Origin of the sequence: Priestia endophytica (genome assembly GCF_026790145.1) — a bacterium.
Classification (GTDB): Bacteria; Bacillota; Bacilli; order Bacillales; family Bacillaceae_H; genus Bacillus_I; species Bacillus_I endophytica_A.
Window position 1 is genome coordinate 368,540 of the sequence record NZ_JALAMS010000001.1, and the last position, 25,646, is coordinate 394,185.

The 25,646-nt window shown below is 36.5% G+C and carries 23 protein-coding genes and 2 riboswitches; of the genes, 15 read left to right on the forward strand and 8 right to left on the reverse strand.

Annotated elements, in window-relative coordinates; all coding sequences use genetic code 11:
- Positions 1 to 14: 14 nt before the first annotated feature.
- Positions 15 to 1,784 (reverse strand): B12-binding domain-containing radical SAM protein, encoded by a 1,770-nt coding sequence (locus MOC86_RS01890; protein ID WP_268582497.1) that lies wholly within the window; start codon positions 1,782 to 1,784, stop codon positions 15 to 17.
- A gap of 209 nt (positions 1,785 to 1,993) precedes the next feature.
- On the opposite strand from MOC86_RS01890, the gene MOC86_RS01895 reads away from it, so the two are divergent.
- From MOC86_RS01895 to nadE, 3 genes are all read left to right on the forward strand, one after another.
- On the forward strand, positions 1,994 to 2,713 hold the full coding sequence (locus tag MOC86_RS01895; protein WP_326847700.1) for a FadR/GntR family transcriptional regulator: 720 nt from the start codon (positions 1,994 to 1,996) through the stop codon (positions 2,711 to 2,713).
- Between the two features lie 162 nt (positions 2,714 to 2,875).
- Positions 2,876 to 4,396, forward strand: a complete 1,521-nt coding sequence (locus MOC86_RS01900) for a nicotinate phosphoribosyltransferase (protein WP_243513988.1) — start codon at positions 2,876 to 2,878, stop codon at positions 4,394 to 4,396.
- A gap of 92 nt (positions 4,397 to 4,488) precedes the next feature.
- Positions 4,489 to 5,322, forward strand: a complete 834-nt coding sequence (gene nadE / locus MOC86_RS01905; RefSeq protein ID WP_243513983.1) for an ammonia-dependent NAD(+) synthetase — start codon at positions 4,489 to 4,491, stop codon at positions 5,320 to 5,322.
- A gap of 36 nt (positions 5,323 to 5,358) precedes the next feature.
- Here nadE and MOC86_RS01910 read toward each other — a convergent pair whose 3' ends face one another.
- On the reverse strand, positions 5,359 to 6,138 hold the full coding sequence (locus tag MOC86_RS01910; protein WP_268582498.1) for a PAS domain-containing protein: 780 nt from the start codon (positions 6,136 to 6,138) through the stop codon (positions 5,359 to 5,361).
- Positions 6,139 to 6,421: 283 nt separating this feature from the next.
- On the opposite strand from MOC86_RS01910, the gene MOC86_RS01915 reads away from it, so the two are divergent.
- From MOC86_RS01915 to MOC86_RS01940, 6 genes are all read left to right on the forward strand, one after another.
- Positions 6,422 to 8,203 (forward strand): L-lactate permease, encoded by a 1,782-nt coding sequence (locus MOC86_RS01915; protein ID WP_268582499.1) that lies wholly within the window; start codon positions 6,422 to 6,424, stop codon positions 8,201 to 8,203.
- A 123-nt stretch (positions 8,204 to 8,326) separates the two neighbouring features.
- Positions 8,327 to 9,043, forward strand: a complete 717-nt coding sequence (locus MOC86_RS01920) for a (Fe-S)-binding protein (protein ID WP_268582500.1) — start codon at positions 8,327 to 8,329, stop codon at positions 9,041 to 9,043.
- A gap of 15 nt (positions 9,044 to 9,058) precedes the next feature.
- Complete coding sequence (locus MOC86_RS01925; protein ID WP_268582501.1) at positions 9,059 to 10,483, forward strand: LutB/LldF family L-lactate oxidation iron-sulfur protein; 1,425 nt, start codon at positions 9,059 to 9,061, stop codon at positions 10,481 to 10,483.
- The gene (locus MOC86_RS01930) at positions 10,480 to 11,181 is read left to right on the forward strand and encodes a LutC/YkgG family protein (protein ID WP_268582502.1); all 702 of its coding nucleotides are present in this window, start codon (positions 10,480 to 10,482) and stop codon (positions 11,179 to 11,181) included. Before MOC86_RS01925 ends, MOC86_RS01930 begins: the two co-directional genes overlap by 4 nt.
- Before the next feature lie 143 nt (positions 11,182 to 11,324).
- A complete protein-coding gene (locus MOC86_RS01935) occupies positions 11,325 to 13,523 on the forward strand; it encodes a PAS domain-containing sensor histidine kinase (protein WP_268582503.1) in 2,199 nt (732 codons plus the stop codon).
- Positions 13,520 to 14,020: a methylated-DNA--[protein]-cysteine S-methyltransferase gene (locus MOC86_RS01940; protein ID WP_268582504.1), complete on the forward strand. Its 501-nt coding sequence runs from the start codon at positions 13,520 to 13,522 to the stop codon at positions 14,018 to 14,020. The genes MOC86_RS01935 and MOC86_RS01940 overlap by 4 nt, the downstream gene beginning before the upstream one ends.
- 25 nt (positions 14,021 to 14,045) lie before the next feature.
- On the opposite strand, the gene MOC86_RS01945 is transcribed toward MOC86_RS01940, so the two are convergent.
- The 3 genes from MOC86_RS01945 to mtnK all read right to left on the reverse strand — a co-directional run bounded on the left by MOC86_RS01945 (position 14,046) and on the right by mtnK (position 16,575).
- Positions 14,046 to 14,168: a hypothetical protein gene (locus tag MOC86_RS01945; RefSeq protein ID WP_019392904.1), complete on the reverse strand. Its 123-nt coding sequence runs from the start codon at positions 14,166 to 14,168 to the stop codon at positions 14,046 to 14,048.
- 132 nt (positions 14,169 to 14,300) lie between these two features.
- Entirely contained in the window at positions 14,301 to 15,347 is a 1,047-nt protein-coding gene (gene mtnA / locus MOC86_RS01950; RefSeq protein ID WP_268582505.1) for an S-methyl-5-thioribose-1-phosphate isomerase, read from the reverse strand.
- A gap of 16 nt (positions 15,348 to 15,363) precedes the next feature.
- The gene (gene mtnK, locus MOC86_RS01955; RefSeq protein WP_268582506.1) at positions 15,364 to 16,575 is read right to left on the reverse strand and encodes an S-methyl-5-thioribose kinase; all 1,212 of its coding nucleotides are present in this window, start codon (positions 16,573 to 16,575) and stop codon (positions 15,364 to 15,366) included.
- A gap of 127 nt (positions 16,576 to 16,702) precedes the next feature.
- A riboswitch (SAM riboswitch) is annotated at positions 16,703 to 16,840 on the reverse strand.
- Between the two features lie 204 nt (positions 16,841 to 17,044).
- On the opposite strand from mtnK, the gene MOC86_RS01960 reads away from it, so the two are divergent.
- The 6 genes from MOC86_RS01960 (at position 17,045) to MOC86_RS01985 (ending at position 22,130) form a co-directional block, all read left to right on the forward strand.
- Entirely contained in the window at positions 17,045 to 18,217 is a 1,173-nt protein-coding gene (locus tag MOC86_RS01960; RefSeq protein ID WP_268582858.1) for a pyridoxal phosphate-dependent aminotransferase, read from the forward strand.
- Positions 18,218 to 18,293: 76 nt separating this feature from the next.
- Positions 18,294 to 18,392, forward strand: a riboswitch (SAM riboswitch).
- A 71-nt stretch (positions 18,393 to 18,463) separates the two neighbouring features.
- The gene (locus MOC86_RS01965) at positions 18,464 to 19,681 is read left to right on the forward strand and encodes a 2,3-diketo-5-methylthiopentyl-1-phosphate enolase (protein WP_268582507.1); all 1,218 of its coding nucleotides are present in this window, start codon (positions 18,464 to 18,466) and stop codon (positions 19,679 to 19,681) included.
- Entirely contained in the window at positions 19,678 to 20,340 is a 663-nt protein-coding gene (locus MOC86_RS01970; protein WP_268582508.1) for a 2-hydroxy-3-keto-5-methylthiopentenyl-1-phosphate phosphatase, read from the forward strand. The genes MOC86_RS01965 and MOC86_RS01970 overlap by 4 nt, the downstream gene beginning before the upstream one ends.
- Entirely contained in the window at positions 20,337 to 20,969 is a 633-nt protein-coding gene (locus MOC86_RS01975) for a methylthioribulose 1-phosphate dehydratase (RefSeq protein ID WP_268582509.1), read from the forward strand. Before MOC86_RS01970 ends, MOC86_RS01975 begins: the two co-directional genes overlap by 4 nt.
- Before the next feature lie 12 nt (positions 20,970 to 20,981).
- Positions 20,982 to 21,506, forward strand: coding sequence for a cupin domain-containing protein (locus MOC86_RS01980; protein WP_268582510.1), 525 nt, complete (start codon positions 20,982 to 20,984; stop codon positions 21,504 to 21,506).
- A 369-nt stretch (positions 21,507 to 21,875) separates the two neighbouring features.
- Positions 21,876 to 22,130 (forward strand): aspartyl-phosphate phosphatase Spo0E family protein, encoded by a 255-nt coding sequence (locus MOC86_RS01985; RefSeq protein WP_268582511.1) that lies wholly within the window; start codon positions 21,876 to 21,878, stop codon positions 22,128 to 22,130.
- 155 nt (positions 22,131 to 22,285) lie between these two features.
- Here MOC86_RS01985 and MOC86_RS01990 read toward each other — a convergent pair whose 3' ends face one another.
- The 3 genes from MOC86_RS01990 to MOC86_RS02000 all read right to left on the reverse strand — a co-directional run bounded on the left by MOC86_RS01990 (position 22,286) and on the right by MOC86_RS02000 (position 25,525).
- Positions 22,286 to 23,017, reverse strand: coding sequence for a ZIP family metal transporter (locus MOC86_RS01990; protein WP_243513946.1), 732 nt, complete (start codon positions 23,015 to 23,017; stop codon positions 22,286 to 22,288).
- Between the two features lie 131 nt (positions 23,018 to 23,148).
- The gene (locus tag MOC86_RS01995; protein ID WP_268582512.1) at positions 23,149 to 23,922 is read right to left on the reverse strand and encodes a DUF4931 domain-containing protein; all 774 of its coding nucleotides are present in this window, start codon (positions 23,920 to 23,922) and stop codon (positions 23,149 to 23,151) included.
- Between the two features lie 76 nt (positions 23,923 to 23,998).
- On the reverse strand, positions 23,999 to 25,525 hold the full coding sequence (locus MOC86_RS02000; RefSeq protein ID WP_268582513.1) for an ATP-binding protein: 1,527 nt from the start codon (positions 25,523 to 25,525) through the stop codon (positions 23,999 to 24,001).
- Between the last annotated feature and the right edge of the window lie 121 nt (positions 25,526 to 25,646).

Genomic DNA, 25,646 nt, shown 5'->3' on the forward strand with positions numbered 1-25,646 from the left:
CTGCTTCTTTTTAATTATCCTACGCTCGATAAATTGAAGGAATCAATCGTGCTCATATATAGTTTTGTTTTCTGTTGTTTTTGATCATAATACACCATTACAAGCGTTTTTTGTTTTGTTAAAACCCCTGTTTTTTGATATTTAGTGTAATCAAATGGTAAAACTTCAAGAACAGTATGCTTGTACAAATCTTTTTCATCAAGTTTCTCTTCCTGAAATTCTTTGCCTAGTAGGAGCGGATTTTGCAATATTTGTTGGTAATACTTTGAACGATGATCTTTTGCTACACTAGAGGGCCACCAAGGCTTTCTTGGCTTGTAGCGCTGGTTTGCTAAATAGTCTATTTTCATAAATCCTAGTACTACGTCTTCTTCAGGAAAATCTTCAGTTAGTAAATATTCTTGAAGACGTTTAAATAAATCTTCAAGCTGATGACCAATACGACTCCAGCCTTTTTCCTCCCAGAACGTTCCAAATCTTTGGAAGAAATCAAATGGGGTTTCATAATGGTGATTCACTAAGTAATGAATGGTTTCATCCATACGATGGGCATTCCAATACTTTTCTAAAATATCTTCTACTTGTTTAATACGTACAACTTCATCAAAAGAAAGAACATTGTTTGAGAGCATTTCATAAGGAGCTTGATCCATATACACATATCCATATTTTGAAGCCTCTAGGCGCAGTCCTGTTCCTCTCAGCAATTTTAAAAAGCCAAGCTGAAGCTCTTCTGGATGAAGTTGAAAAACATCATTAAACGTATTGCGAAAAGATTCGTAATTTTCATCCGGGAGTCCTGCAATTAAGTCTAAGTGCTGATCAACTTTTCTTCCTTCTTTCACCATGGTAACTGTTCTTGTAAGTTTAGCAAAGTTTTGTTTTCTCTTTACAAGTTCATTAACTGAATCGTTTGTAGATTGAACGCCAATCTCAAAGCGAAACAGTCCTTTTGGAGCATTATCATTTAAAAACTGAATAACTTCAGGCCTCATAATATCTGCTGTTATTTCGAATTGGAAAACTGTTCCTGGTATATGCTCATCAATTAAAAACTGGAACATTTCCATTGCGTAGCTTCTGCTAATGTTAAAGGTACGGTCTACGAACTTAATCGTTTTGGCTCCATTTTTCATAAGATAACGAATATCGTCTTTCACTTTTTCTCGATCAAAATAACGCACGCCAACTTCAATAGAAGAAAGACAAAACTGACAGCTAAAGGGGCAACCACGGCTTGTCTCAATGTACACGACGCGCTTTGAAAGATTTTCAATATCTTCTTCAAACCGGTATGGAGAAGGCATTTCACGCAAATCTACTTTATTACGCTGTGGGCTTATATGGTAGCTTCCATTCTTTTTAAATGCAATCCCGCTCACATCTGTGAAGTTTTCTTGCCCATGAAGTTCATCAAGAAGATGTTTAAACGTTTTTTCTCCTTCACCAATAACAATAAAATCAACATCAGAAAGTCGATCAAGCCAATATGTAACATCATAGGTTACTTCAGGGCCACCTAAAATAATTTTAGTGTGGGGACTAATTTTTTTAATCATGCTTATTACTTTAATGGTTTCTTCAATATTCCAAATGTAGCAGCTGAATCCGATAATATCAGGTTTCTTTTGGTAAAGATCAGTCACAATGTTCATTGGAGGATCTTTAATGGTATATTCAGCCATTTCCACTGTATAATCAGGTTCTGCATACGCTTTCAAATAGCGTAGCGCAAGGTTGGTATGAATGAATTTAGCATTTAATGTTGCGACAATAATGTTCACAAGAAAGAAACTCCTCCTTAGAATTAGGGTGAAATTCGCGTTGACAAATGGTAAACTAATTCCTATCAATAGTTCATTTTATCACATTTTAGCCTTGTAACGATGTTTTCTATACGTGCAATCATCTTTCCTTCTTACTTTAAGTGGTGATTGTATGATGGACATGTTTTCGTTACAATAAGGGCAGTAACAAGGCAGAGGTGACGGCTTTGGAATATAAAAAAATTAAACCAAGGAAAATTTATGAACAAGTAGCAGAAGAGCTGCTTTTAAATATAAAAAATGGGGATTTGAAACCTGGTGATAAGTTAGATTCTGTATGGCAGCTTGCTGAAAACTTTCAAGTTGGCCGTTCTGCTATTCGAGAAGCACTAAGTGCCTTAAGAGCAATGGGACTTATTGAAATGAGACAAGGTGAAGGAACCTTTGTCAGGGAATTTGATCCATCTATGATTTCTCTCCCTATTACAACAGCCGTTCTTATGAAGAAAGAAGATATTGAAAACTTGCTAGAAGTTCGAAAAGTGCTGGAAGTTGGGGCATCAGGGGCTGCAGCATCAAAGCGAACAGAAGAAGATTTAATAAATATGAAAAACATATTAGAAAAAATGCTGAATTCTGTTGGTGATGAGGAACTTGGTGAGAAAGCTGATTTTCAATTTCATCTTGCTGTTGCGAAAGCTTCTCAAAACCCCCTTTTAGTAGGACTTATGAACAATGTAGGGGAAATGATGCTTCAATCAATGAGGGAAACAAGGAGAGTATGGCTGTATTCTAAAGAAACCACTTCTCAGCGCCTTTATGATGAGCATATGCAAATTTATAAGGCTATTGAAGCAATGGATGTTAGGCGAGCCCAAGATTTAATGATTTCTCATTTAATGAGTGTTGAAGCTGTTTTACTAGAAAATGTTGTTGAGGAGAAGTAAAATAGCATGTGGGAAAAATAATAGAATTAGTTCGCTTTAAAAAGAGTTCAGCTTTTTTATATAGTAGCAAGTTTAGCATTCTTCTAATTATAGAGGAAATAGGTTGCACTCACCATGAATTATGTGAACGAAAATAACCAATTGTCGGTGGAGGAACAGGAAATGGGTAAATGCTACCAGGATGATAGTTTAGCACTTCATACAGATTTATATGAAATTAATATGGCGAAATCGTATTTCAAAAACAATATGCACAATCGTCGAGCTGTTTTTGAAACGTTTTTCCGCAAAATGCCTTTTGGGGGAGGATATGCGGTTTTTGCGGGTCTTGAACGCGTAATTGATTATTTAGCAAATTTTCGTTTTAGTGAGACAGATCTTGATTATTTATATAATGTACTAGGATTTGAGGAAGAGTTTATTGATTATTTGAAGGGCGTACGTTTTTCTGGAGACGTTCAGTCTGTTGTAGAAGGAGAGATTATTTTTGCCAATGAGCCAATTATGCGAATTGATGCTCCTCTTTTACAAGGACAGCTTATTGAAACGCCGCTTCTTAATATTTTAAACTTCCATCCCCTTATTGCGACAAAAGCATCACGCATCAGGTTAGCTGTAGGAGCAGACACGCTTATTGAAGGAGAAAATGCGCCAGCGCTTATGGAATTTGGCTCAAGACGGGCTCATGAATTAGATGCCGCTCTTTATGGAACAAGAGCAGCCTATATTGGTGGGTTTGATTCAACAAGTAATTTGCGCGCTGGAAAGATCTTCGGCATCCCTGTTTCAGGTACTCATGCACATGCCCTTGTTCAAGTGTATCGTAATGAGTATGAAGCTTTCAAACATTATGCTGAAACGCATAAAGACTGTGTATTTTTAGTTGACACATATAATACGCTTCGCTCTGGCGTGCCAAACGCTATTCGCGTTGCAAAAGAAATGGGTGACCGTATTAACTTTATTGGCATCCGACTTGATAGTGGAAAGCTTCAATATTTGTCGAAACAGGCTCGAGCAATGCTTGATGAAGCAGGGTTTCCAAATGCGAAAATCTTCGCTTCAAACGATCTTGATGAATATTCCATCACAGATTTAAAAGCTCAAGGAGCTAAGATTGATGGCTGGGGGGTTGGAACAAAGCTGATTACCTCTTATCAACAGCCAGCATTAGGAGCTGTATATAAGCTTGTTTCAATTGAAGATGAAAACGGGAATATGGTAGATACAATTAAGCTGTCAGAAAACCCAGAGAAAATTTCAACTCCAGGTTTAAAAAGCGTATATCGTATTGCAAATACGATGAATGGAAAATGGGAAGGCGATTACATTGCAATGGAAAATGAAAAGCCAAACGAAGAAGATCATTTAAAAATGTTCCATCCTGTACATACGCATGTAAGTAAATATGTTACAGACTTTAGAGCAACAAACATTCATCAAAACATCTTTGCTGGAGGCGAGCTTATTTATAAAGAGCCGTCCATTGAACAAATGAGAGCGTACTGTTTGCAGAATCTCCAATATTTGTGGGACGATTATAAAATTATCTCAAAATCAGATGAAGATGTATCAAGACCAACAGAATATCCAGTTGATTTAAGCACAGAATGTTGGCAGAACAAAATGCACAATATTGAGGAAACGCGCAGAGAAGCGACAAGAGTCATGCAAACTCGTTAATGAGTTTAAAAAACTTTCCAATGTGTTACAAAAGAAATAGGGAACATTAATAAGAACTATCGTGAAAAGCTGGAAGGGGAGTTAAGAAAACTATGAGTGATTTACAAAAACGTATTATTGAAGAAATGGATACAAAACCATCTATCGATGTACAAGAAGAAATTCGTAAGAGTGTAGACTTTTTAAAAGACTATATGAAACAATATGACTTTTTAAAAACATTTGTCTTAGGAATCTCTGGTGGACAAGACTCTACATTAGCAGGAAAACTTGCTCAGATGGCAGTAGACGAGCTAAATGAAGAAGTTGGAGAAGGAAAGTATGAGTTTATCGCAGTTCGTCTTCCATATGGAACACAAATGGATGAAGAAGATTGTCAAGATGCGCTTAAATTTATTCAACCTAGCCGTACAGTTACAGTGAATATTAAAGGCGCTGTTGATCAAATGCTTGTTGCTGTTGAAACAGATACTGGTGATTCAGTTTCTGACTTTAACAAAGGGAATGTGAAGGCAAGGCAGCGTATGATTGCTCAATATACAATTGCGGGTATGTATAGCGGAGTTGTAATTGGAACAGATCATTCTGCTGAAGCTGTCACAGGTTTCTATACAAAATATGGTGACGGTGGCGCGGATCTTGTCCCTCTATTTCGTTTAAACAAACGTCAAGGTAAGATGCTGTTAAAAGAGCTAGGCTGTCCAGAGCATCTTTATAATAAGAAGCCCACAGCAGATCTTGAAGAAGATCGCCCACAGCTTCCTGATGAAGAAGCACTTGGTGTCACATACGATCAAATTGATGATTATCTAGAAGGAAAAGACGTAGGAAAAGAAGCAGCAGAGAAAATTCAAGCACATTTCCTTAAAACAGAGCATAAACGTCATCTACCAATTACTGTTTATGATGACTTCTGGAAGAAATAAAAAAACCAGCGGAGAAGTAACTCTTCGCTGGTTTTTTCAACTTTTAAGCTGTTTGATTGCATCCTTTACATTTAGGAACGTTTGAAGGGATGAAAAATCAAGATTGAGTTGTTCTGTTTTGATAGCAAGCTCCGGCTTTATTCCAGTTAAAATGAGATCTGTTCCCATTAATTTGAGAAGTTCATGAAACTTAAAGATTTTATGGGCCGCATGTGTATCAATCCCAATAAGACCTGATAAATCCATCACAAGAACATCATCTTTAGCAGTCGTTAAGTAATGACTTACTTGGTTAATCATTTCTTCATAGCGTTCTTCTGTAAGTGTTCCGATAATAGGAAGAACAGAGATTTTCTCAGCAATTGGAACAATTGGGGTTGAGAGAATAGTTAGTTCTTTTAATGCTTTTTCTAGAAGCTGTTTATAGTTTTCTTGCACCGTAATATCTTTTTGTATTCCAACAAAATACCATTTTTGATTTTCCTCAGAATAAACAGGATCAATCGCAAGCTCATTCCAAAACCTACTTCCATCTTTTCGATAGTTTTGGATTTCAATAGATATTGGTTTTTTTTGTTGAATGGCTTTTCTAACTTCTTGAACTGTTTCTCTATTTGTAGCTTCTCCTTGTAGGAAACGACAATTTCTTCCGATAACATCTTCTTCACCATAGCCTGTTAGATTCAAAAATGCCTGGTTTGTATAAACAATAGGATTATCAGGAAGTGAAGGATCTGTAATAACGACACCCACACGTGTGTAATCAATTGCTTTTGAAATTAAGTTGTTCTTCAACTGGGGTTGATTGTTTTCCATAAATATACGAGAACCCTCCTTAATAGCCTAGTTTTATTATAACGATTTTATATCATTCATAAAAGCTTAACGATGCTATAGCTAAAAAAAGAAAATAGGATAGATAATGAGAAGAAAAGAACCTTCATTTCTTCTCATTATTTCCCATTCATATATTTTTAGAATAAAAAGGAAAAATCATTTTTAAGTATTGTTTTTTGTAAGCGTTTTCTAATATAATTATATATGATTACGTTTGGTCATCTGATGACCGTATGTTATAAGGAGAGGGAGGAATTTAGCAATGAGCATGGGGATGCTATCACTGCTAGCGGTTGTACCTATTTTTTCAGTTTTCTTGTTTCTTGTTGTTTTGCGTTGGCCAGCAAATAAGGCAATGCCTTTATCCTTACTCATTACAGCAGTAATGAGCTATGGAGTATGGAAGGTGCCGCTGACAGATATTTTGGCTGCAAGTGTAAAGGGAGTTGTATCTGCTCTTGAAGTTGGTGTTATCGTTTTTGGAGCTATTCTTCTTTTAAATATGTTGAAGGAAAGTGGAGCAGTATATACGATTCGTCGAGGTTTTATGGGAATTACGCCTGATCGGCGTATTCAGGCAATCATTATCGCCTGGTTTTTTGGCTCATTTTTAGAAGGAGCAGCAGGGTGGGGATCACCAGCAACTGTTATTGCTCCACTTCTTGTAGCCGTTGGATTTCCTGCACTTGCAGCTGTAATGGTAGCCCTTATTATTCAATCAACACCTGTTTCTTTCGGAGCAGTTGGAACGCCAATTTTAACAGGAGTTGGAACAGGATTAAGCGGTTCAGAGCTTGTTGATAAGCATATTGCAACTCTTGGTACAACATATGAGCGCTATCTTATTGATCTTGGAGGTCAAGTAGCAATCATCCATAGTATTGCAGGAATTTTTATCCCACTTTTCTTAGCTGCTATGCTTACGAAATTTTTTGGTAAGAAAAAATCATTTAGAGAAGGTTTTGCAGTTTGGAAGTTTGCTCTTTTTGCAGGACTTTCATTTACGGTTCCATATATGCTTGTAGCGGTCTTTCTAGGTCCTGAGTTTCCTTCCCTTATTGGAGGACTTGTTGGACTAGCCATTGTAATTCCTGCAGTTAAAAAAGGTTTGTTTGTACCAAAAGAAGCTTGGGATTTTGAACATAAGGAAAAATGGAATAAAGAATGGAGCGGAACGCTACAAATAAAAAGTGAAAAGCCTGGTCGTTTTATTTCACCCCTTTTAGCGTGGGTTCCTTATATTATTGTAGCTGTGCTTTTAGTTATGACAAGAGTTAACTTTTTGCCATTCTCCTCTTGGTTGAAAAGTTGGGAAGTGGGAATAGACCATTTATTTGGAAGTGAAATTGGTTTTTCTACAGTTCCGCTTAATATTCCTGGAGTTGTGTTTTTACTTACAAGCATTATCGTATTCTTTCTTCATAAGATGGAATGGAAACGTGCTAAAAAAGCAATAGGGGAATCAGGAAAGACAGTAAGTGCTGCTATGGTTACTTTAATCTTTTCCGTGCCAATGGTTCAAGTTTTTATTAATACAGGAGGAAGTTTAGAAGGATATATGAGTATGCCGCTAACAATAGCAGAGGGGATTTCAGGAGTTTTCAATGAGAACTGGCCTCTAATTTCACCAGCAATAGGGGCACTTGGAGCTTTTGTAGCTGGAAGTAATACAATCAGCAATATGATGTTTGCTCTTTTTCAATTTGGAGTAGCAGACAATATTGGCGCAACTCCAAGCGTTGTTGTTGCTTTGCAGGCTGTAGGGGGAGCTGCTGGGAATATGATATGTGTGCATAATGTTGTAGCTGCATCAGCTGCGGCAGGTTTAGGTGGAAAAGAAGGTTCCCTGATTCGCATGCTTCTTTTACCGATGACTTTCTACGTCTTCATTACAGGAGCAGCAGGGTATATGATTCTATATGGAATTGGTTTTAATATTGGTACTCTATTATTTGGAGGAATAGTAGCAGGACTCATTATCACCATCATTTTACAAACAAGAAAAACAAGGGTATATGAAAAAGAAGAACGTAAAAGTATATAAAAAGTAGCTTAATTCATAAATTAGCAGTACGATTATGGTAAAATATAGATTGTGAATATTCTTATATTTAAATAAGTTAAACATAAGTCATCAGATGACCTGTTTAATACGGAGGGGTAAAAAATGAAAGTATCCATATTTGCAACGTGCCTTGTCGACATGTTTCAAACAGAAGTAGGAAAAGCAACAGTGGAGCTTTTAGAAAGATTAGGATGTGAACTTGATTTCCCGACTACGCAAGTGTGTTGTGGACAGCCTGCTTATAATAGCGGATACGTCAAGGAAGCGCGAGAAGCAATGAAAAATATGATTCGGACATTTGAGCATGCCCAGTATGTTGTTACACCATCAGGATCTTGTGCAACGATGTTTCGCGACTATCCTTATGTTTTTAAAAATGACAGCGAGTGGCGTGAAAAAGCTGAGAGCTTAGCAGCTAAAACGTATGAGCTTACTCAGTTTATTGTTGAAGTATTAGGAGTCGAGGATGTAGGAGCAAGGCTACAAGGAAAAGCGACTTACCATACCTCTTGTCACATGACTCGGCTTTTAAAAGTTGGAGATGCCCCGTTTAAACTTTTACAGCATGTAGAAGGTCTAGAAGTTGAACCGCTCGTTAATGCACACAACTGCTGTGGTTTCGGTGGAACATTTGCGGTGAAAATGGGAGATATCTCTGAAAGAATGGTAGATGAAAAAGTCAACCATATTGACGAGTCAGAAGTAGACTATTTAATTGGTGGAGACTGTGGCTGTTTGATGAACATTGGCGGAAGGATAGAACGGAGAGGAAAGGAAATTAAAGTGCTTCACATCGCAGAAGTGTTGAATAGCCATTAGAAGGAGGCAGAACATATGGGGATGAAAATTGGAGAAAAGCAGTTTAAAGAACGTGTTGGTGATGGCCTTCAAGATGATTTTATGCGTTCCGCTGTGTCAAGTGCTCAGGAACGTTTAAGAGCTAGACGCTTACACGCAGCCCAAGAGCTTGGACATTGGGAAGAATGGCGTTCACTAGGGGAAGAAATCCGGAAACATACGCTTGATCACCTTGATTATTATTTAGAAATGCTAAGTGATAATGTTGCTAAAAGAGGCGGAAATGTCTTTTTTGCTAAAACAAGTGAAGAAGCAAATAAGTATATCCAAAATATTGTAAAGCGTAAAGAAGCTAAGAAGATTGTGAAATCAAAGTCAATGGTAACAGAAGAAATTAGTATGAATGAAGGATTAGAGAGTATAGGATGCGAAGTGATTGAAACAGATTTAGGAGAATACATTCTTCAGCTAGATGAACACGATCCGCCCTCACATATTGTGGCACCTGCTCTTCATAAAAATAAAGAACAAATTCGCGAAGTGTTTAAGGAAAAGTTGTCTTACTTGAAAAGTGAGAAGCCAGAAGAACTTGCACTTCATGCGCGTGAAATGTTACGCAAAGAATTTTTAAAAGCTGATATTGGAATTACAGGATGTAATTTTGCTATAGCAGAATCAGGCTCTATTGGTCTTGTTACAAATGAAGGGAACGCTCGGCTTGTTTCGAGTATTCCTAAAACTCAGATCACAGTAATGGGAATGGAAAGGATTGTGCCAACATTTGAAGAATTTGAGGTTCTTGTTAGTTTATTAACAAGAAGTGCTGTTGGACAACGCTTAACAAGCTATGTTACAGCTTTAACAGGTGCAAGAAGTGAAGGAGATGTAGACGGTCCGGAAGAATTTCATCTCGTAATTGTTGACAACGGAAGGTCTAACATTCTCGGAACTGAATTTCAATCTGTTTTACAGTGCATTCGCTGTGCAGCTTGTATAAATGTTTGTCCTGTTTATCGACATGTTGGTGGCCATTCCTATGGATCTATTTATCCAGGGCCAATAGGAGCTGTTTTGTCTCCACTTTTAGGTGGCTATGATGATTATAAAGAACTTCCATATGCTTCTACCCTTTGTGCAGCATGTACAGAAGCATGTCCTGTTAAGATTCCGCTTCATGAACTTTTGCATAAGCATAGAGAAGTTATTGTAGAAAGAGAGGGACGTGCTCCTATTTCAGAGAAGATGGCTATGAAAGTCTTTGGGTTAGGGGCATCAATTCCTAAACTATATAATTTGGGTGGTAAGGTGGCCAAGTCTGCACTAAGCCCTTTTAAAACAGATGAAAAAATATCAAAAGGGCCTGGACCGCTTAAAGCCTGGACTAATATTCGAGAATTTCCAGCTCCAAACAAAGAGCGATTCAGAGATTGGTTTCAGGAAAGAAAGGGGGAAAACAAATGAGCTATGGAACAATTCAAAATAGAGATTCTTTCCTGAATGATATTGCTAAGCAGCTTGGAAGAAAAAGAAGTAAACAGATAGAACGTCCAACATGGACGCACTCTCCCCAACAATATGTTTTTCAAGATGCTTCAAATGATGAACTAGCAGATCATCTTGAAGAATACTGTGAACAGATTCATACAGAATGTATTCGGACCTTATCCATAAGTTTGCAAGAAGTAGTGGAAAAAGTAGTTGAAACAAACGGAGGAGGAGAGGTTATTGTATGGGATGACCCTCGTTTTTCTCAATATGGCCTATCTTCCCTTCTAGATAGACAAAATGTTCATATATGGGACAAGGATAAACGAGAAGAGAATATCCAAAAAGCAGCACAAGCTAATGTTGGGATTACGTTTAGCGATATAACTTTATCAGAATCAGGAACGGTTGTTTTATTTAACGGAGGAGGAAAGGGACGTTCAGTTAGCCTTCTTCCTACAACATATATTGCTATTATTCCTAAGAGTACAATTGTGCCGAGAATGACGCAAGCTGCGCAGTATATTCATCAAAAAGTTGAAGGAGGAGAAGATATTTCTTCTTGCATTAATTTTATTACAGGACCGAGTAACTCAGCCGATATTGAAATGAACCTTGTCGTTGGTGTTCATGGTCCTGTCAAAGCAACCTATATTATTGTTGAAGACTGTTAAAGAGATGCTTGGCTAGAGAAATCTAGTCAAGCATCTTTTCCTGTCTATTCAAAAATAGATAGGAGGAATTTGGAGTAATATGTAGAATAACCATAAGATAATAAGAAAGCTGTCACTATATATGTGTGAAAGGAGCAACGTTTATGTCGGCTGAAGGATCACTTCAAGCAACTGAGAAAAGTCGAGATGAAACAGCAGAATTGGAGCAGCTTAGAATCGTATTTGACAGAGCACGGGATGCAATGATTGTATTTAATGGTGATTTGCGCGTTACAGACGTCAATCAAGCAGCCTGTCGCTTGTTTGAATGTGCAAAAGAGGAGCTCCTCTCACTTCATGTGCGAGATTTTTTGGAAATGATGTCAAGTGAGGCATTAGAGCGGTATGATTATTCTCTTACAAGCGGAGACCATTTTTATTTTGAGGGCCCCTTATATTTGCCGAATGGCTCAATAAAGTATATTGAATTTCAGTCAGAAAAGCATGATGGAGAAAATGCCATTTTAATGACAACGTTTCGGGATATTACAAAAACAAAGAACTTAGAAAATGAGCGGTTTATTAGTCAAGAAATGTTTCAAGATATTTTTAATCAAGCGATTGATGGTATTTTGATTTTTGACAAGAAAGGGCGAATTATTGATGCGAATCCGTCCCTTTGCCGAAGGATTGGCTACACTAAAAATGAACTGCTTGTTCAAACATTAAGTGAGCTTGTTCTTCCGATTTATCATTATAAGATTGAGCGTCTTTGGCATGCGCTAAAAAGGAATGGGAAATCACAAGGAGAACTTCCTATTCAAACTAGGCAAGGAGAAGAAGTGTACTTTGATTTTACAACAACAGCTCATATTAATAGTGATTATTATATGTCTATTATGCGCGATGTTACAGAAAAGAGAGACATGGAGCAAGAGCTAGCTAAAAGTGAAAAGAAATTTAGAGAAATCTTTGAAAGCGCTGTTGATGCCATTATTATTTGGAATGAAGATTGGACAGTTGTAGATGCAAATCCTTCTTCCTCTCGTACATTTGAGCTTCCTCTTCATCAACTTATCGGAAGTAATCTTGAAGAATTTTTAGATTTATCACAGCCAAAAACAAAAGAAATTACAAATCGTTTTTATGATTTTAATGCGATAAGAGAAGAGCTGCCTTTTTATATGCCAAATGGTGAAAAGAAAGATTTAGAGTTTACAGCAAAACAAGGTATTATAAAAGGCCATAATCTAACTATTTTCCGTAATATAAGTGAACGAAAGAAAATGGAACAAGAGTTAAGAGAAAGTGAGCAAAAATTTAGAACGATTTTCAATGGATCTGTCGATGGTGTTCTGCTTTGGAATGAAAATTTAAAGATTATTGATGCTAACTCTGTTTTATGTGATTTTGTTGAATTAACAAAAGAAGAAGTATGCTCATTGAACGTGCGAAACCTGCTAGATGAAGGAAACAAAAAGATATTAGATGTTCATTTATCATTTCTTAAGGAATACAGAGAGCATGAAGGTGAGTTAACTTACACAATGAAGAGCGGTCGCAAGCGAACCATTGAATATTCAACGAAGAAAGATATTATTCCAGGGGTCTATATGACAATGCTACGAGATGTCACTGAAAAGAAAGAGATGGAAGAGCAAATTCGAAAATCAGATACCCTACAAGTTGTAGGGCAGCTTGCCGCAGGAATTGCTCATGAAATCCGAAATCCAATGACAGCATTGAAAGGATTTATTCAGCTTTTACAAAATAGTATTGATCATGAAGAGAAAGATGATTTTTCTCTATATTTTGACGTTATTACGTCAGAACTTCAGCGTATTGAAAATATTATTACAGATTTTCTTGTATTAGCAAAACCTCAGGCAATTAAACATGAGCAAAAAGATATTATTCAAATTGTCCAAGAAACAATGGACTTATTAACAGCACAAGCAACGCTTGTAAACGTGCAGTTTCATACAGAATTTGAGCCTTTATTACCGCTTCTTTACTGTGAACCGAATCAGCTAAAACAGGTATTTATTAACATTATGAAAAATGCGTTGGAAGTTATGCCTATAGGTGGTACCCTAACTGTAAGTGTACATGCTAAAGATGAAAAGTTTATTGTAGTCTCTATTAAAGATGAAGGAGAAGGCATGCCTGAAGAGAGAATTAAGCGTCTTGGCGAGCCTTTTTATACAACAAAAGAAAAAGGTACAGGACTAGGTCTTATGGTGTCGTATAAAATTATTGAGGAACATGGCGGTTATATTGACGTTCATAGTGAGATAGGACTTGGCACAACTTTTTCCATCATCTTACCAATCAACCCAAGTGAGGAGAATAAGAAAGAATGAACAAATATTATAGCGTCCTTGTTCATGAGATGCTTGGCAATATTGTCATCCGTTCAAACGACAAAGGCGTGACAGCTCTTTCCATTGGAGAAGAGCTTGTTATTGAAAAAGATGAAATTAAAAATCAGGGTTGGGCGCTTACTGCTAAGCAACAGCTTGAGGAATATTTTAAAGGAGAACGACAAACATTTAATTTACCGCTGTGCATTGAAAAAGGTACGCTATTTCAGCGGGAAGTGTGGAATACATTATCAAAAATTCCTTATGGAAGCGTCTGGTCTTACAGTGATATCGCAGCAGAGGTACAGCGTCCAAAAGCAGTAAGAGCAGTTGGCGGGGCTAATAGAGCTAATCCTTTGCCTATTATTATTCCGTGTCACCGTGTAATAGGAAAGGATGCCTCTTTAACAGGATATGCGGGAAATAAAATACATCAAAAAGAACTTCTGTTAACTGTTGAAGGATTAACAGTTCAGAATGGCACAGTAAAAATATAAAAGCTAAGCGATACATTCGCTTAGCTTATTCACTTTCTTCTTCTTTCCACCCTTGTCCTTCTATAAAAACGAGATCAACAGACTGTTGTTCATCTGTTTCGTGCATGGAGCTTTCGGATTCTGTGAATTCTTTCTCATTTTTTTTCACTTTCTTGTCCTCCTTACACTTTTTAAAAATTTCATTATTATAATAAGCAGTTGAAGAGAAGAATATGTTTTCTACAATGAAATGTTACACTTCTGTAAAAAACAAAGAAGAAGCAGCAATGCTTCTTCTCTTTTATAAGCTTTTTGTTGTAAATAAGTCAGGGATTTTATCGAATTCAGTTCCATGTATAATACCTTGTTCTGTAATAATACCTGAGATAAGTTCTGCAGGAGTCACATCAAAAGCAGGATTATAAACAGATGTGTTTTTAGGTGCAACCCACTCATTTCCTACTTTAAGGATTTCTTCCTCTTTTCGTTCTTCAATTGGAATTTCATCTCCATTTTTAAGAGAAATATCGAACGTTGATAAAGGAGCCGCAACATAAAATGGAATTCCATGCTGTTTTGCCAAAATAGCTAATCCGTAGGTTCCGATTTTATTAGCTGTATCTCCATTTGCAGAAATGCGGTCGGCTCCAACAATAACAGCGTCGACTTTCTTTGTTCTCATTGTATGTGCAGCCATGCTATCAGTAATTAACGTAACATTTACCCCACTTTGTAAAAGTTCCCACGTTGTTAATCGTGCACCTTGTAAGAGAGGGCGAGTTTCACAAGCAAATACATGGATAGGGAAGTCAACTTCTGCTGCGAGATGGAAAGGAGCTAATGCTGTACCATAATAAGCGGTGGCAATCGACCCTGCATTACAGATGGTCATTACAGAATCATTCTTATTAAAAAGTGACAAAGCATGCTGTCCGATGTTATAACAGATATTTTCATCCTCAACGCTAATCAAAATAGCCTCATGAACAAGATTTGTTTTTGCTTCATTGACAGAAGCGGCATTCTCAATTTTATTTTGTAAACGACGAAGGGCCCATGTTAAATTAACGGCCGTTGGGCGAGAAGAAGCAAGGTATAAGCTTTTTTCACGAATGTGTGTATGAAATTCTTGTAAGTCCTCTCCTTCAAATTTTGATCCAGCTAGGGCTAATCCAAAAGCAGCGGCAATTCCAATTGCTGGTGCTCCACGCACTTTTAAAGTTTTAATAGCTTCCCATACATCTTCAATTGTTTCTAAAGTTAGAAATTCAACAGAATTGGGAATAAGTTGTTGATTTAAAATTTTAATGGAATCCTCTTTCCATTCTACCGATCTTGGTATTGCCATTTTTCTTTCATCCTTTCTAAACAGTTCTAGCGTTATTTCCTAAAAATTCATTATTTTCAATATAAAACTCGTGCAAGTCTTGAACAGTTTTAATCTCTACTCGATTTAAAATGAGAGATTTTCCTATGTCTAAAGCAATCTCTTTTGTACGAATACGAAGTTCACTTTCTTCGATCGTATCAAGATCTGCTACATGAGCAAGCCCAATTGTTCGGCGAATTATTTCACATCCTGCAAAACCTAATGCATCTTGCCAAACGGTTTGGAGTGTATAGTCAAGATAGCCGTTAACTTGTAGAAAAGGATTGTTTTTATCCTCTTTCCAAAGAGACGTAAATACAGACGAAAAAGTTTCCCATGTATCATGAATAAAGCCAAAAAGCTCAATTTGAGCTTGAGGACGACGGAGTGTATTAAACAATAAATTTGCGATAAAATGCCCTAAGTCAAAACCAAAAGGTCCATAAAAAGCAAATTCAGGATCGATAATTTTTGTTTCATGCTCGCTAGCAAAAATACTTCCTGTATGTAAATCACCGTGAATAAGGGCATCACTATTTGTTAAAAACAGTCTCTTCAATTTAGCTACTTCAAGCTTAAGTTCATCTTCTTTCCAAAGTTGTTCTACTTTTTCTGATAGTTCTGGTTCAAAATCATTTGTATCATGATCAAAGAATGGATCTGTAAAAACGAGGTCTTCTGTTATTTTACAAAGCTCAGGGTTTGAAAATTGCTGTGCTTTTTCTTTCTTTTCAGTTGGACTCAACCCTAAATCAGATGTTTTAAAGAGAATGTGAGCTAAAAAGGTGCCAATATCTTTTCCTAAATTCGGATAAGACTCACCTTTAATAAGTCCTGTTCTTGCAATGGAAAGATGCGATAAATCCTCCATAATTGTTAGTGCGAGCGTTTCATTACTGTATAATACCTCAGGAACAAGGTGAGGGGTGAATTTTGCAAATTGTAACAGAGCTTCGCTTTCAATTTTGGCTCGCTTCAGCGTCAATGGCCAACTTTCTCCCACAACTTTAGCGTATGGTAAAGCTTGCTTTACAATCCATTTTTTCGTGCTACCTTGAGTGCTCATTTGAAAAACAAGGTTAAGGTTCCCATCGCCAATTTCACGGCATGTTACATGTTCATCTTCAGCAAAAAAATGAAGTTCTTTTAAAAGAGATATAGCGCTTTCTTCTGTTAACGGTTTATAAACATCAAATTGAAAAGTCATAAGAGAAGTAAACCTCCAAAATAGATTTGTTTAATCGGAATTAAGAAGTGAAAGGGAGTAGGGGTGCTTATTCAACAATGAAAAAGCCCCTTTCCTTTATGAAAGAGGCTTGAAGATATGGTCAAACCTCTTATCTTTCAGAAAGGATATCCTTTCTGTTGGAAGTAGCACCGTGCCACTTTTACGTTCATTTTAAACAGAATGAACAAATGGTCGGTTGCTGGGCGTCAAAGGGCCAATTCCCTCAGCCAACTCTTGATAAGAGTATATGTGATTTTAAGTTGGAAATGAAATAACACTGTTTGAAAAGTATACTAGCAACGATTGTAGATTTTGTCAACACGTAAATTTAAGATTAGGTTGTTTGTTTAGAGCGAGAAAAACTTTTCTTTTTCATCTTTACAGAAATGAAAGAAGCATATATCATGAATCATTAGAATTCGTAGAATTTTTCGAGAGGTTGTTTATGATGAAAATATTTCAGCAGTCAGACCTTTTAAAAGGGTTACCAGAACAGTTTTTTGCTTCTCTTGTTAAAAAAGTAGCAAAAGAAGCGCATAAAGGACATGACTTAATTAATTTTGGTCAGGGAAATCCAGACAAGCCGACTCCTGATCATATTGTAAAGGCGCTTCAAGAAGCAAGTAATAATCCTCAATTTCACGGTTATCCGCCTTTTCAAGGGCACAGTTTTTTAAAAGAGGCTGCAGCCTCTTTTTATAAACAAGAATATGGAGTAACAATTGATCCAACAAAAGAAGTAGCCATTTTATTTGGTGGAAAAGCAGGATTGGTTGAAATTCCTCAGTGCTTGCTTAATAAAGGGGAAGGTGTCCTTGTTCCAGATCCGGGTTATCCGGACTATTTATCAGGGGTTGCGCTAGCTGGCGCAACATTAACTAAAATGCCTTTAACAGAGCAAAATGATTTTTTACCTGACTATAGTTCGCTGTCAGAAGAAGATAAGCAACGTGCTAAGCTAATGTTTTTAAACTATCCAAATAATCCAACAGGTGCTGTTGCTTCAAAAGAATTTTTTGAAGATACGGTGAGCTTTGCCGACAAAAATGATATCTGTGTTGTTCACGATTTTGCTTATGGAGCAATCGGATTTGATGGCAAGAAGCCAAGAAGTTTTTTGCAAACTGAAGGAGCAAAAGACGTTGGGATTGAGATTTATACGTTTTCTAAAACATTTAATATGGCAGGCTGGCGCATTGCTTTTGCGGTTGGAAACGAGAGTGTTATTAAAGCAATTGAACTCTTACAAGATCACCTTTATGTTAGTATTTTTAGTCCTATTCAAAAAGCAGCCGAGGTTGCGCTTCTGCATAGTCATAAAAGTGTTCAGGACCTTTTGTCTCTTTATGAGAGAAGACGTGAAGTTTGGATAGGGGGATTACAAAACATCGGATGGGATGTAAAAGCTCCAGCAGGCTCTTTTTTTGCTTGGCTTCGTGTCCCAAAAGGATATACATCAACGGAATTTTCCGATCTACTCTTGAAGAAAGCACATGTTGTGGTAGCTCCAGGAATTGGTTTTGGTGAGCATGGTGAAGGATATGTACGAACAGGATTGCTAACAGAGGAAACGCGAATCCGAGAAGCTATTGAGCGAATCAAGGGATTAGGAATTTTCTAAAAATTATTGACAATCTTTTCTTTGAATGTCATAATCCAAAGTGAATTGACTCATAAACAACTAAACATAAATATAATTCTTATCAAGAGTAGGTGGAGGGAATAAGCCCTGTGAAGCCCGGCAACCGGCTATAAAGTACGGTGCTAAATCTTACAGCAATGCTGAGAGATAAGAGGACCATACAAAACCTCTCTTCAATCAGTGATTGAAGAGAGGTTTTATTTTTACATAAAGAGGTGACGCTGCATGAGCGAAGTAATTGCAATATATCATAGTATTTTAAAAAATAGAAAAGTTGAAGAACAGGCAGAAAAGATAGCGTTAGGTCTTACTGTTGGTTCATGGACAGACTTGCCTCTTTTAGAAAGAGAGCAGTTAAAACAACACAAAGGTCGCGTTGTGTATTCAGAAATCATTGGAAAAGAAGAGGAAGGTTATAAAGCAGAAATGGCTATTGCTTACCCTTCTGCTAACTTTTCTCATGACATACCAGCTATTTTAACAACAGTTTTTGGAAAACTTTCTTTAGACGGGAAGATTAAACTTGTTGATCTAAAACTTTCAGAAAAACTAACAAAAGTATTTCCAGGACCTCGCTTTGGCATTGAAGAAATACGTACAAAAATTAATGTCCACAATCGTCCTCTAGTGATGAGTATTTTTAAAGGTGTGATTGGACGTGACATGTCCTATTTGAAAAATCAGCTAAAAAGCCAGGCATTAGGTGGCGTAGATTTAATTAAGGATGATGAGATTTTATTTGAAAATAAACTCACACCTTTTGAAGATCGAATTAGTGAAGGGAAGAAAGTACTTGATGATGTTTATGAACAAACAGGGAAAAGAACGCTTTATGCTGTAAACTTATCTGGCAAAACATTTGAACTAAAAGATAAAGCAAAGCGTGCTAAAGAACTTGGAGCAGATGCTCTTTTGTTTAACGTGTACTCATACGGCTTAGATGTTTTGCAAGCTCTTCGAGAAGATGAAGAAATCGGGCTGCCAATTATGGCGCATCCAGCGTTCAGTGGTGCAATGACTTCATCACCTTTTTATGGAGTAAGTGCTTCATTGCTTTTTGGAAAACTTAATCGTTTAGCAGGAGCTGATTTCTCCCTTTTTCCTTCCCCATATGGAAGTGTTGCCCTTGATCATCGTGAGGCAATTAAGACCCATGAATATCTAACAGAAAATAGCTCTTTAAAAAAAGGATGGTCTGTTCCATCAGCTGGGATTCACCCAGGTCTTGTGCCTCTTATTTATAATGATTTTGGAAAAGATACAATCATTAATGCTGGTGGAGGCGTACATGGGCACCCAAATGGAGCAGTCGGCGGAGGGAAAGCGTTCAGAGCAGCCATTGACGCTGCGGTATCTGGAGTAACATTACAAGAGGCTTCAGAAACAAGCGAAGACCTCAAAGAAGCGATTGAGCTTTGGGGAGTTAAAGAGGTTGTGAAATGAAGAATTTGATCTTGTTTTGTGATTTTGATGGAACGGTTACATCTAAAGATAACATTATTGAAATTATGAAAAAATTCGCGCCGAAAGAATGGGTTTCATTAAAAGATCAAGTGCTTGCTGAAGAAATCCCCATAAAAGATGGAGTTGGAAAGATGTTTAATCTTTTACCATCTTCTCTTAAAGGAGATATGACAGAGTATGTACTAGAAAATGCGCAAATTCGCAATGGCTTCAGTGAGTTTGTTTTGTATGCGAAAGAACATAACATTCCTCTTTATATCGTAAGTGGAGGTATTGATTTTTTTGTTCATCCCATTCTCTCTCCCTATATAGAAAAAGATTTTATCTATTGCAATAAAGGAGATTTTAGCGGAGAGAATGTACAAATTCGCTGGCCACATAGCTGTGATAGTCAGTGTGATAACGGTTGCGGTTGCTGTAAACCATCACTGTTAAGAACGTTGCAAAAAGATGATGCATTTACAATTGTTATTGGCGACTCTGTAACAGATCTTCAAGCTGCAAAGCAAGCTGATTTCGTAATTGCTAGAGATTACTTGTTAGAGAAATGTGAAACATTAAAGCTTCCACATGCTTCATTTGACACGTTTTATGATGTTATCTCTGAGATTAAGCGGGTGAGGGAGGAACTAAAATGAGTGGGTACGAAGAAAAGTGGCTTGAATTAGCTGCTATCAAGGATGAATTGGCAGAAAGAGACTGGTTTTTCGGCACAAGCGGTAACTTATCAATTAGAGTAACAGAAAGTCCTACAACATTTCTTGTTACAGCAAGCGGAAAAGATAAGCGCAAACGTACAAATGAAGACTTTTTACTTGTAGATCAACATGGGCTTCCTGCAGAAGAAACAGGGCTTAAACCTTCTGCAGAAACTGTTCTCCATACGGCTATTTATGAGAAAACGAAAGCAGGATGCGTTTTGCATGTGCATACAGTTGATAACAACGTTGTTTCAGAACTTTATGGTGATCAGGGGAAAGTTGTGTTTACAAAGCAGGAGATTATTAAAGCATTAGGACTTTGGGAAGAAGATGCAAAAGTAGAGATTCCAATCATCCCGAATTTTGCGGATTTACAAAAACTTGGAGATGTATTTAAAAAGCATATTAAGGAAGATACAGGAGCTGTATTAATTCGCAATCACGGAATCACAGTATGGGGGAAAACAGCTTTTGAAGCTAAACGTCATTTAGAAGCATATGAGTTTTTATGTAGCTATCTATTAAAACTTAAGCTTTTTGCAAAACAAATACAGTTTACAAACTAAGGAGGAGAAAACATGGCAAACATTCGTTTACATAAAACAAATGAGCGCATTGAAAATCAAGAGGAAGTTGCGGAATTTTTACAAAGTCAAGAAGTAATCTATGAGAATTGGGATATTTCAAAGTTACCTCTTCATCTGCAAGAGAATTATCGTTTAAAAGAAGAAGAAAAAGAAGAGATTTTAGCAACATTTAAAGAAGAGATTGCAGACATCTCGGCTCGTCGTGGCTATAAAGCTCAGGATGTTATTTCTTTATCTGATGCAACTCCAAATCTAGATGAACTGCTAAATAACTTTCAGCGTGAACACCATCATACAGATGATGAAGTTCGATTTATTGTAAGTGGACACGGCATTTTTGTTATCCAAGGAAAAGATGGCCACTTTTTCGATGTTGAGCTTGAATCTGGCGATCTTATTTCCGTTCCTGAAAATATTCAGCATTACTTTACACTTATGGATGACAGAAAAGTTGTTGCAATCCGTATTTTTGTTACAACAGAAGGATGGGTACCAATCTACGCTGATACTAAATAATATGTTCTTAAGGAAATGATTTCTGCAAAAATGCAGAAATCATTTTTTATTTAAGTAGGCACACTTTCCTATATAATATATTTATGTTTAGGCGGTATTTTGTGGGGTATTGTTCCAATAAATACTATCATTTTACAAAATCAAAATATACTGTTAATCTAAACAAAAGAATATAGCTATACTCTTAGTAGCTTTTCATATACGTCTTTTTGTATATCACATCTATGCTGTAACATTATGTGAATCATGTTATTTACGACATTTGTTTTACAAAGCTGTTAAGAAGTAATGAAAAAGTTTTTTTTCTTATTGCAAACCTGTTTACAATTTTAGTAGAATTTGTAATGAAGCATAAGGGGGTTACTTTTAATGGCAAGGGAGGATAAAATGTTGCAAATGTATAGTGGTGGTAAAGCAGAGGCACTGCTGGGTGAAATTTTACACAAAAGAGAAGAGATGTGTAAAATTGCTGAGCAAAAAGGTTATACACATAAAGATACCATTTTCTGCAGCCAAGAATTGGACGAGCTATTAAATAGATATCAGCGATGTCTTGAGCAAAAACAAGAAGGCAAGATGCCTTTCTTTACTATTTTACCAACGTCACTTGCTTTTTCTAAATAAATGATTTGTTTTATCGTTTTTCAACATAGAGAAGAGAAAAGCTTAACAACTAAGAGTTTATGATTATTATAGAATATACTGAGATCATTTGTATAAAAAAATGTATATAAAAAGCCTGATTGAATGGATCGTAATTCAATCAGGTTTTTTATAATTTAAAACAAATTGATGAGCAGAATCATGGAAAGAACACCAATGATAAAAGAATGAGTGGAGGTCTGTTCATTCCCATCTCCGTGACTTTCTGGAATTAGTTCTTTATAAATGATATAAAGCATCGCTCCTGCTGCAAAAGCAAGGCCATAGGAAACAAGAGAGTCGAAGAAAGATGTAAGATAAAAGCCAAGAAGACCCGCAACTATTTCTACAGTACCTGTTAGTGTTGCTATAATAAAAGCTTTGAAACGATTCATTTTTTGCTGCACTAAAAATAAAGCAACAAGTAACCCTTCAGGCGCGTTTTGTAATCCAATGGCAAGCGCAATTAAGTTACCTGTGTTATCCACATCAGAAGCATAGCTAACTCCAACCGAAAGACCTTCTGGAATGTTGTGCAAAGTAATCGCTGCAACGATCAGAAAAGCTTTCTCATCAAACTGAATTCCTGTTTTTTGGTGTTCCAAATTAATATGAGGAATATTCCGTTCAAGTAATGTTAAAGCAATGGTTCCTAACAATAATCCAATTGTTAAAGGGAGAAGACCGCCTGTTTGTAAAGACTCTGGAATAAGACTCATTGTAGCAGCAGCTGTCATCACACCGGCTGTAAAAGCTAATAAAATATCACGCCATTTGTGTGTTAAGAGATGTTGAATGAATAAGATAGGAAGAGCTCCTAAACCTGTTGAAAGAGCTGATAAAATGCTCCCGATTAAAACTTCCTTCATAGAATGTTTAAGCTCCTTTAATAGTCGTCAATGATCATGGAGAGTCACTTTTTTACAATATGTATAAGAAGGGATATCTTGTGCTGTAATAAGCTATATTCAGCTCAAAGAAGGAATATAGCTTATTTAAGTTATTTTTTTTGAGAAAAGTACAGTTCTTGAACTTGGTGGACGACGTCTGAGAGCTTGTTAGAAACTTGAGCAATATCGTAGCCCATAAAAAGAGGAGAGGTTGAAAATCTCGGTAGGATTTTTACAACAACTTCCTTATTTTCAAGGGGATAGAAAAATAAATTATAGCTCGTACAATTTCTATGAAAATGATGTAATACATAGTGAACCGCCGTTTGTAGCAAATCAGCAAATATTGTTTGTTCTCCGCCTTGTTTTAAACGAACATTAAATTCGAAAAAACCAACTCTTGGGAGAGTAGAAAGGTTAAATATTACCCCGTTTTCCTCATGAATAGTTAATCCTTCGAACTGTCGCTCGTCTAATTTTCTATATGCATCAACATTTTTAAGTCCTACAATTTGCATGTGTGGATGACGCAAAGAACCTCCAGACATAGGACCATGGTTTTTGAAAAACAGAGCAGATTTATATTGGCTATTTTCCTGCATTTCTTTCCACTTTTTCAACGCAAAGTCGATGAGCTTATGAAGGTGTTCTTTTGAATATAAAGAAAGCTCTGAGGTGCATTTATCTGTTTCAATAATGACGGTTTGAAATGCATCTTGTAAAACCGGATACTTGTTCTCAAGCCAAATAATGGAGTCTTTTTGATCCATAATGTGAGTGAGAGCTTCTACATTACAAAATGGACAAGGATTTTGTCGGTTAACAATTGTTTCAGGTTTTTGTTTTCCAATAGATGAATCAAAAATAAGATGTGTTCGTGTCATATTTTCACCACTAACCTATACATAGATTTCTTTTATTATCGCAAATGAGAGAGTAAAACGAAAGCAACATGAATTTTTAGCTTTCGGTATGCTCTGTTTGAATTGGGATTGTGACAATAACATTTGTTCCTTTTCCTACTGTACTATCGATTTCAATTGTCCCATCAATAGCTTCAATAATTCGTTTGCAAACAACAAGTCCAAGTCCTGTCCCTGTATCTTTCATCGTAAAGAAAGGATGAAAAATTTTTGAAAGCATTTCTTTTGATATCCCAGTCCCTGTATCTTGGACATGCAAAATGGCAACTTCTTGTCTTTCGGAAAGAGAAAGGGTTAATGTTCCTCCCTCTGGCATTGAATCTAAGGCATTTTTTGCTAAATTCAGAACAACTTGTTTTAAATGATCTCTTGTACAAAGAACATAAAGAGGCTCTAGGGGAAGAGTTGTTATGACCTCGATATTATGTAAGTTGGCTTCTGATTTTATAATAGGTGTAACATCGGATAGTATTTGTTGTAGGTGATAGTATCCTTGTTTTTCTACGACAGGTTTCCCAAGAATAAGAAATTCGCTAACAATTTCATTGATTCGTTCAATTTCTGTTTGAATAACTGAAAAATAAAACTGATCTTGTTCTCCTTTATGTTTTTCGCTTAAAAGGGCCACAAGACCTTTAATTCCTGTTAAGGGATTACGGATTTCATGTGCAGTACTTGCTGCAAGAGTTCCAACAAGTTCAAGTTTTTGAGCTTCATTTTGGATTCTTTCTTGAAGCGCCTGTCTTTTTAGCATCCTAATTCTAAAATTTAAAAAAAGAACGCTCATTACAATAAAAGAACCAAAAAAGGAAAAAGCAAAGAATGGGCCAAAGGTTCCTTGGTTAACATTAGAAGTAGCTACAGAAACTGTCCACGGTACTCGCTCAAGCTGGGTATCTATTGTTGTTTTATGTTCGGTTTTTAGGTCTTTCCCTGTATGAAAAATTTCTTTATTGTTTTCATCAAGCAGTTTCACACTTTCATCTGGTGTAAGCTCTTCTAAAACGGTTGCTACATACCGAACACGCAAATTTGCTGCGATTACAGCTTTAATTTCTCCTTGATCATTAAGTAATGGAGTAGCAATTGTAATAATATATCGGCCTGTTGTTGGCTCGTAATATGCATTTGAAATCGTTGTATTTCTAGTTTCTAGGAGTTCTTTGAAAAAGGGATGATCACTTATATTAAAAGGTTGCAGCAGAGCATTTGAACCAAACTTTGTATTTCCATCTACATCGTAATAGTAAATACCGGATAACCTTGCGTCCTTCTGCTGGGCTCTTTCAAAGATAGCTTGAAGCTGTTCAAAAGACTGATCTTCAGCATAAGAAGAGATTGCCATTGTTTCAATACTCGTAATAATTTCACTAATAAAGCGATCTACGTAATTTTTATGCAGAGATGCAATATGAAGCGCTTGTTTTGTTTCTTGTTCTTGTAAAACGTTTATCCGCCATTGGGTTGCAACTGTACTGATAAGAAGAGAAGGTATTAATACAATGACTAAATATAAAAGTAAATGAGACGTTCGCCATTTAGAAAAAAGTGATCGAAGTATCAAACTCGAATAGCTCCTTTATACATTATCCATTTCTTGATTATATCAAATGAAAAAGAGTAAAACTATCTTTGTATACGTTTCATAAGAGTAGGAAGAGGAGAAAATTTCTTGTGTAATGGAT

Excerpts from the sequence above, each read along its gene's own strand:
- MOC86_RS01900 (WP_243513988.1), top strand. The coding sequence starts at position 2,876 with ATGGGTAAATGCTACCAGGATGATAGTTTAGCACTTCATACAGATTTA.
- nadE (WP_243513983.1), top strand. The coding sequence starts at position 4,489 with ATGAGTGATTTACAAAAACGTATTATTGAAGAAATGGATACAAAACCA.
- MOC86_RS01910 (WP_268582498.1), bottom strand. The coding sequence starts at position 6,138 with ATGGAAAACAATCAACCCCAGTTGAAGAACAACTTAATTTCAAAAGCA.
- MOC86_RS01915 (WP_268582499.1), top strand. The coding sequence starts at position 6,422 with ATGAGCATGGGGATGCTATCACTGCTAGCGGTTGTACCTATTTTTTCA.
- MOC86_RS01920 (WP_268582500.1), top strand. The coding sequence starts at position 8,327 with ATGAAAGTATCCATATTTGCAACGTGCCTTGTCGACATGTTTCAAACA.
- MOC86_RS01925 (WP_268582501.1), top strand. The coding sequence starts at position 9,059 with ATGGGGATGAAAATTGGAGAAAAGCAGTTTAAAGAACGTGTTGGTGAT.
- MOC86_RS01930 (WP_268582502.1), top strand. The coding sequence starts at position 10,480 with ATGAGCTATGGAACAATTCAAAATAGAGATTCTTTCCTGAATGATATT.
- MOC86_RS01935 (WP_268582503.1), top strand. The coding sequence starts at position 11,325 with ATGTCGGCTGAAGGATCACTTCAAGCAACTGAGAAAAGTCGAGATGAA.
- MOC86_RS01940 (WP_268582504.1), top strand. The coding sequence starts at position 13,520 with ATGAACAAATATTATAGCGTCCTTGTTCATGAGATGCTTGGCAATATT.
- mtnA (WP_268582505.1), bottom strand. The coding sequence starts at position 15,347 with ATGGCAATACCAAGATCGGTAGAATGGAAAGAGGATTCCATTAAAATT.
- mtnK (WP_268582506.1), bottom strand. The coding sequence starts at position 16,575 with ATGACTTTTCAATTTGATGTTTATAAACCGTTAACAGAAGAAAGCGCT.
- MOC86_RS01960 (WP_268582858.1), top strand. The coding sequence starts at position 17,045 with ATGAAAATATTTCAGCAGTCAGACCTTTTAAAAGGGTTACCAGAACAG.
- MOC86_RS01965 (WP_268582507.1), top strand. The coding sequence starts at position 18,464 with ATGAGCGAAGTAATTGCAATATATCATAGTATTTTAAAAAATAGAAAA.
- MOC86_RS01970 (WP_268582508.1), top strand. The coding sequence starts at position 19,678 with ATGAAGAATTTGATCTTGTTTTGTGATTTTGATGGAACGGTTACATCT.
- MOC86_RS01975 (WP_268582509.1), top strand. The coding sequence starts at position 20,337 with ATGAGTGGGTACGAAGAAAAGTGGCTTGAATTAGCTGCTATCAAGGAT.
- MOC86_RS01980 (WP_268582510.1), top strand. The coding sequence starts at position 20,982 with ATGGCAAACATTCGTTTACATAAAACAAATGAGCGCATTGAAAATCAA.
- MOC86_RS01985 (WP_268582511.1), top strand. The coding sequence starts at position 21,876 with ATGGCAAGGGAGGATAAAATGTTGCAAATGTATAGTGGTGGTAAAGCA.
- MOC86_RS01990 (WP_243513946.1), bottom strand. The coding sequence starts at position 23,017 with ATGAAGGAAGTTTTAATCGGGAGCATTTTATCAGCTCTTTCAACAGGT.
- MOC86_RS01995 (WP_268582512.1), bottom strand. The coding sequence starts at position 23,922 with ATGACACGAACACATCTTATTTTTGATTCATCTATTGGAAAACAAAAA.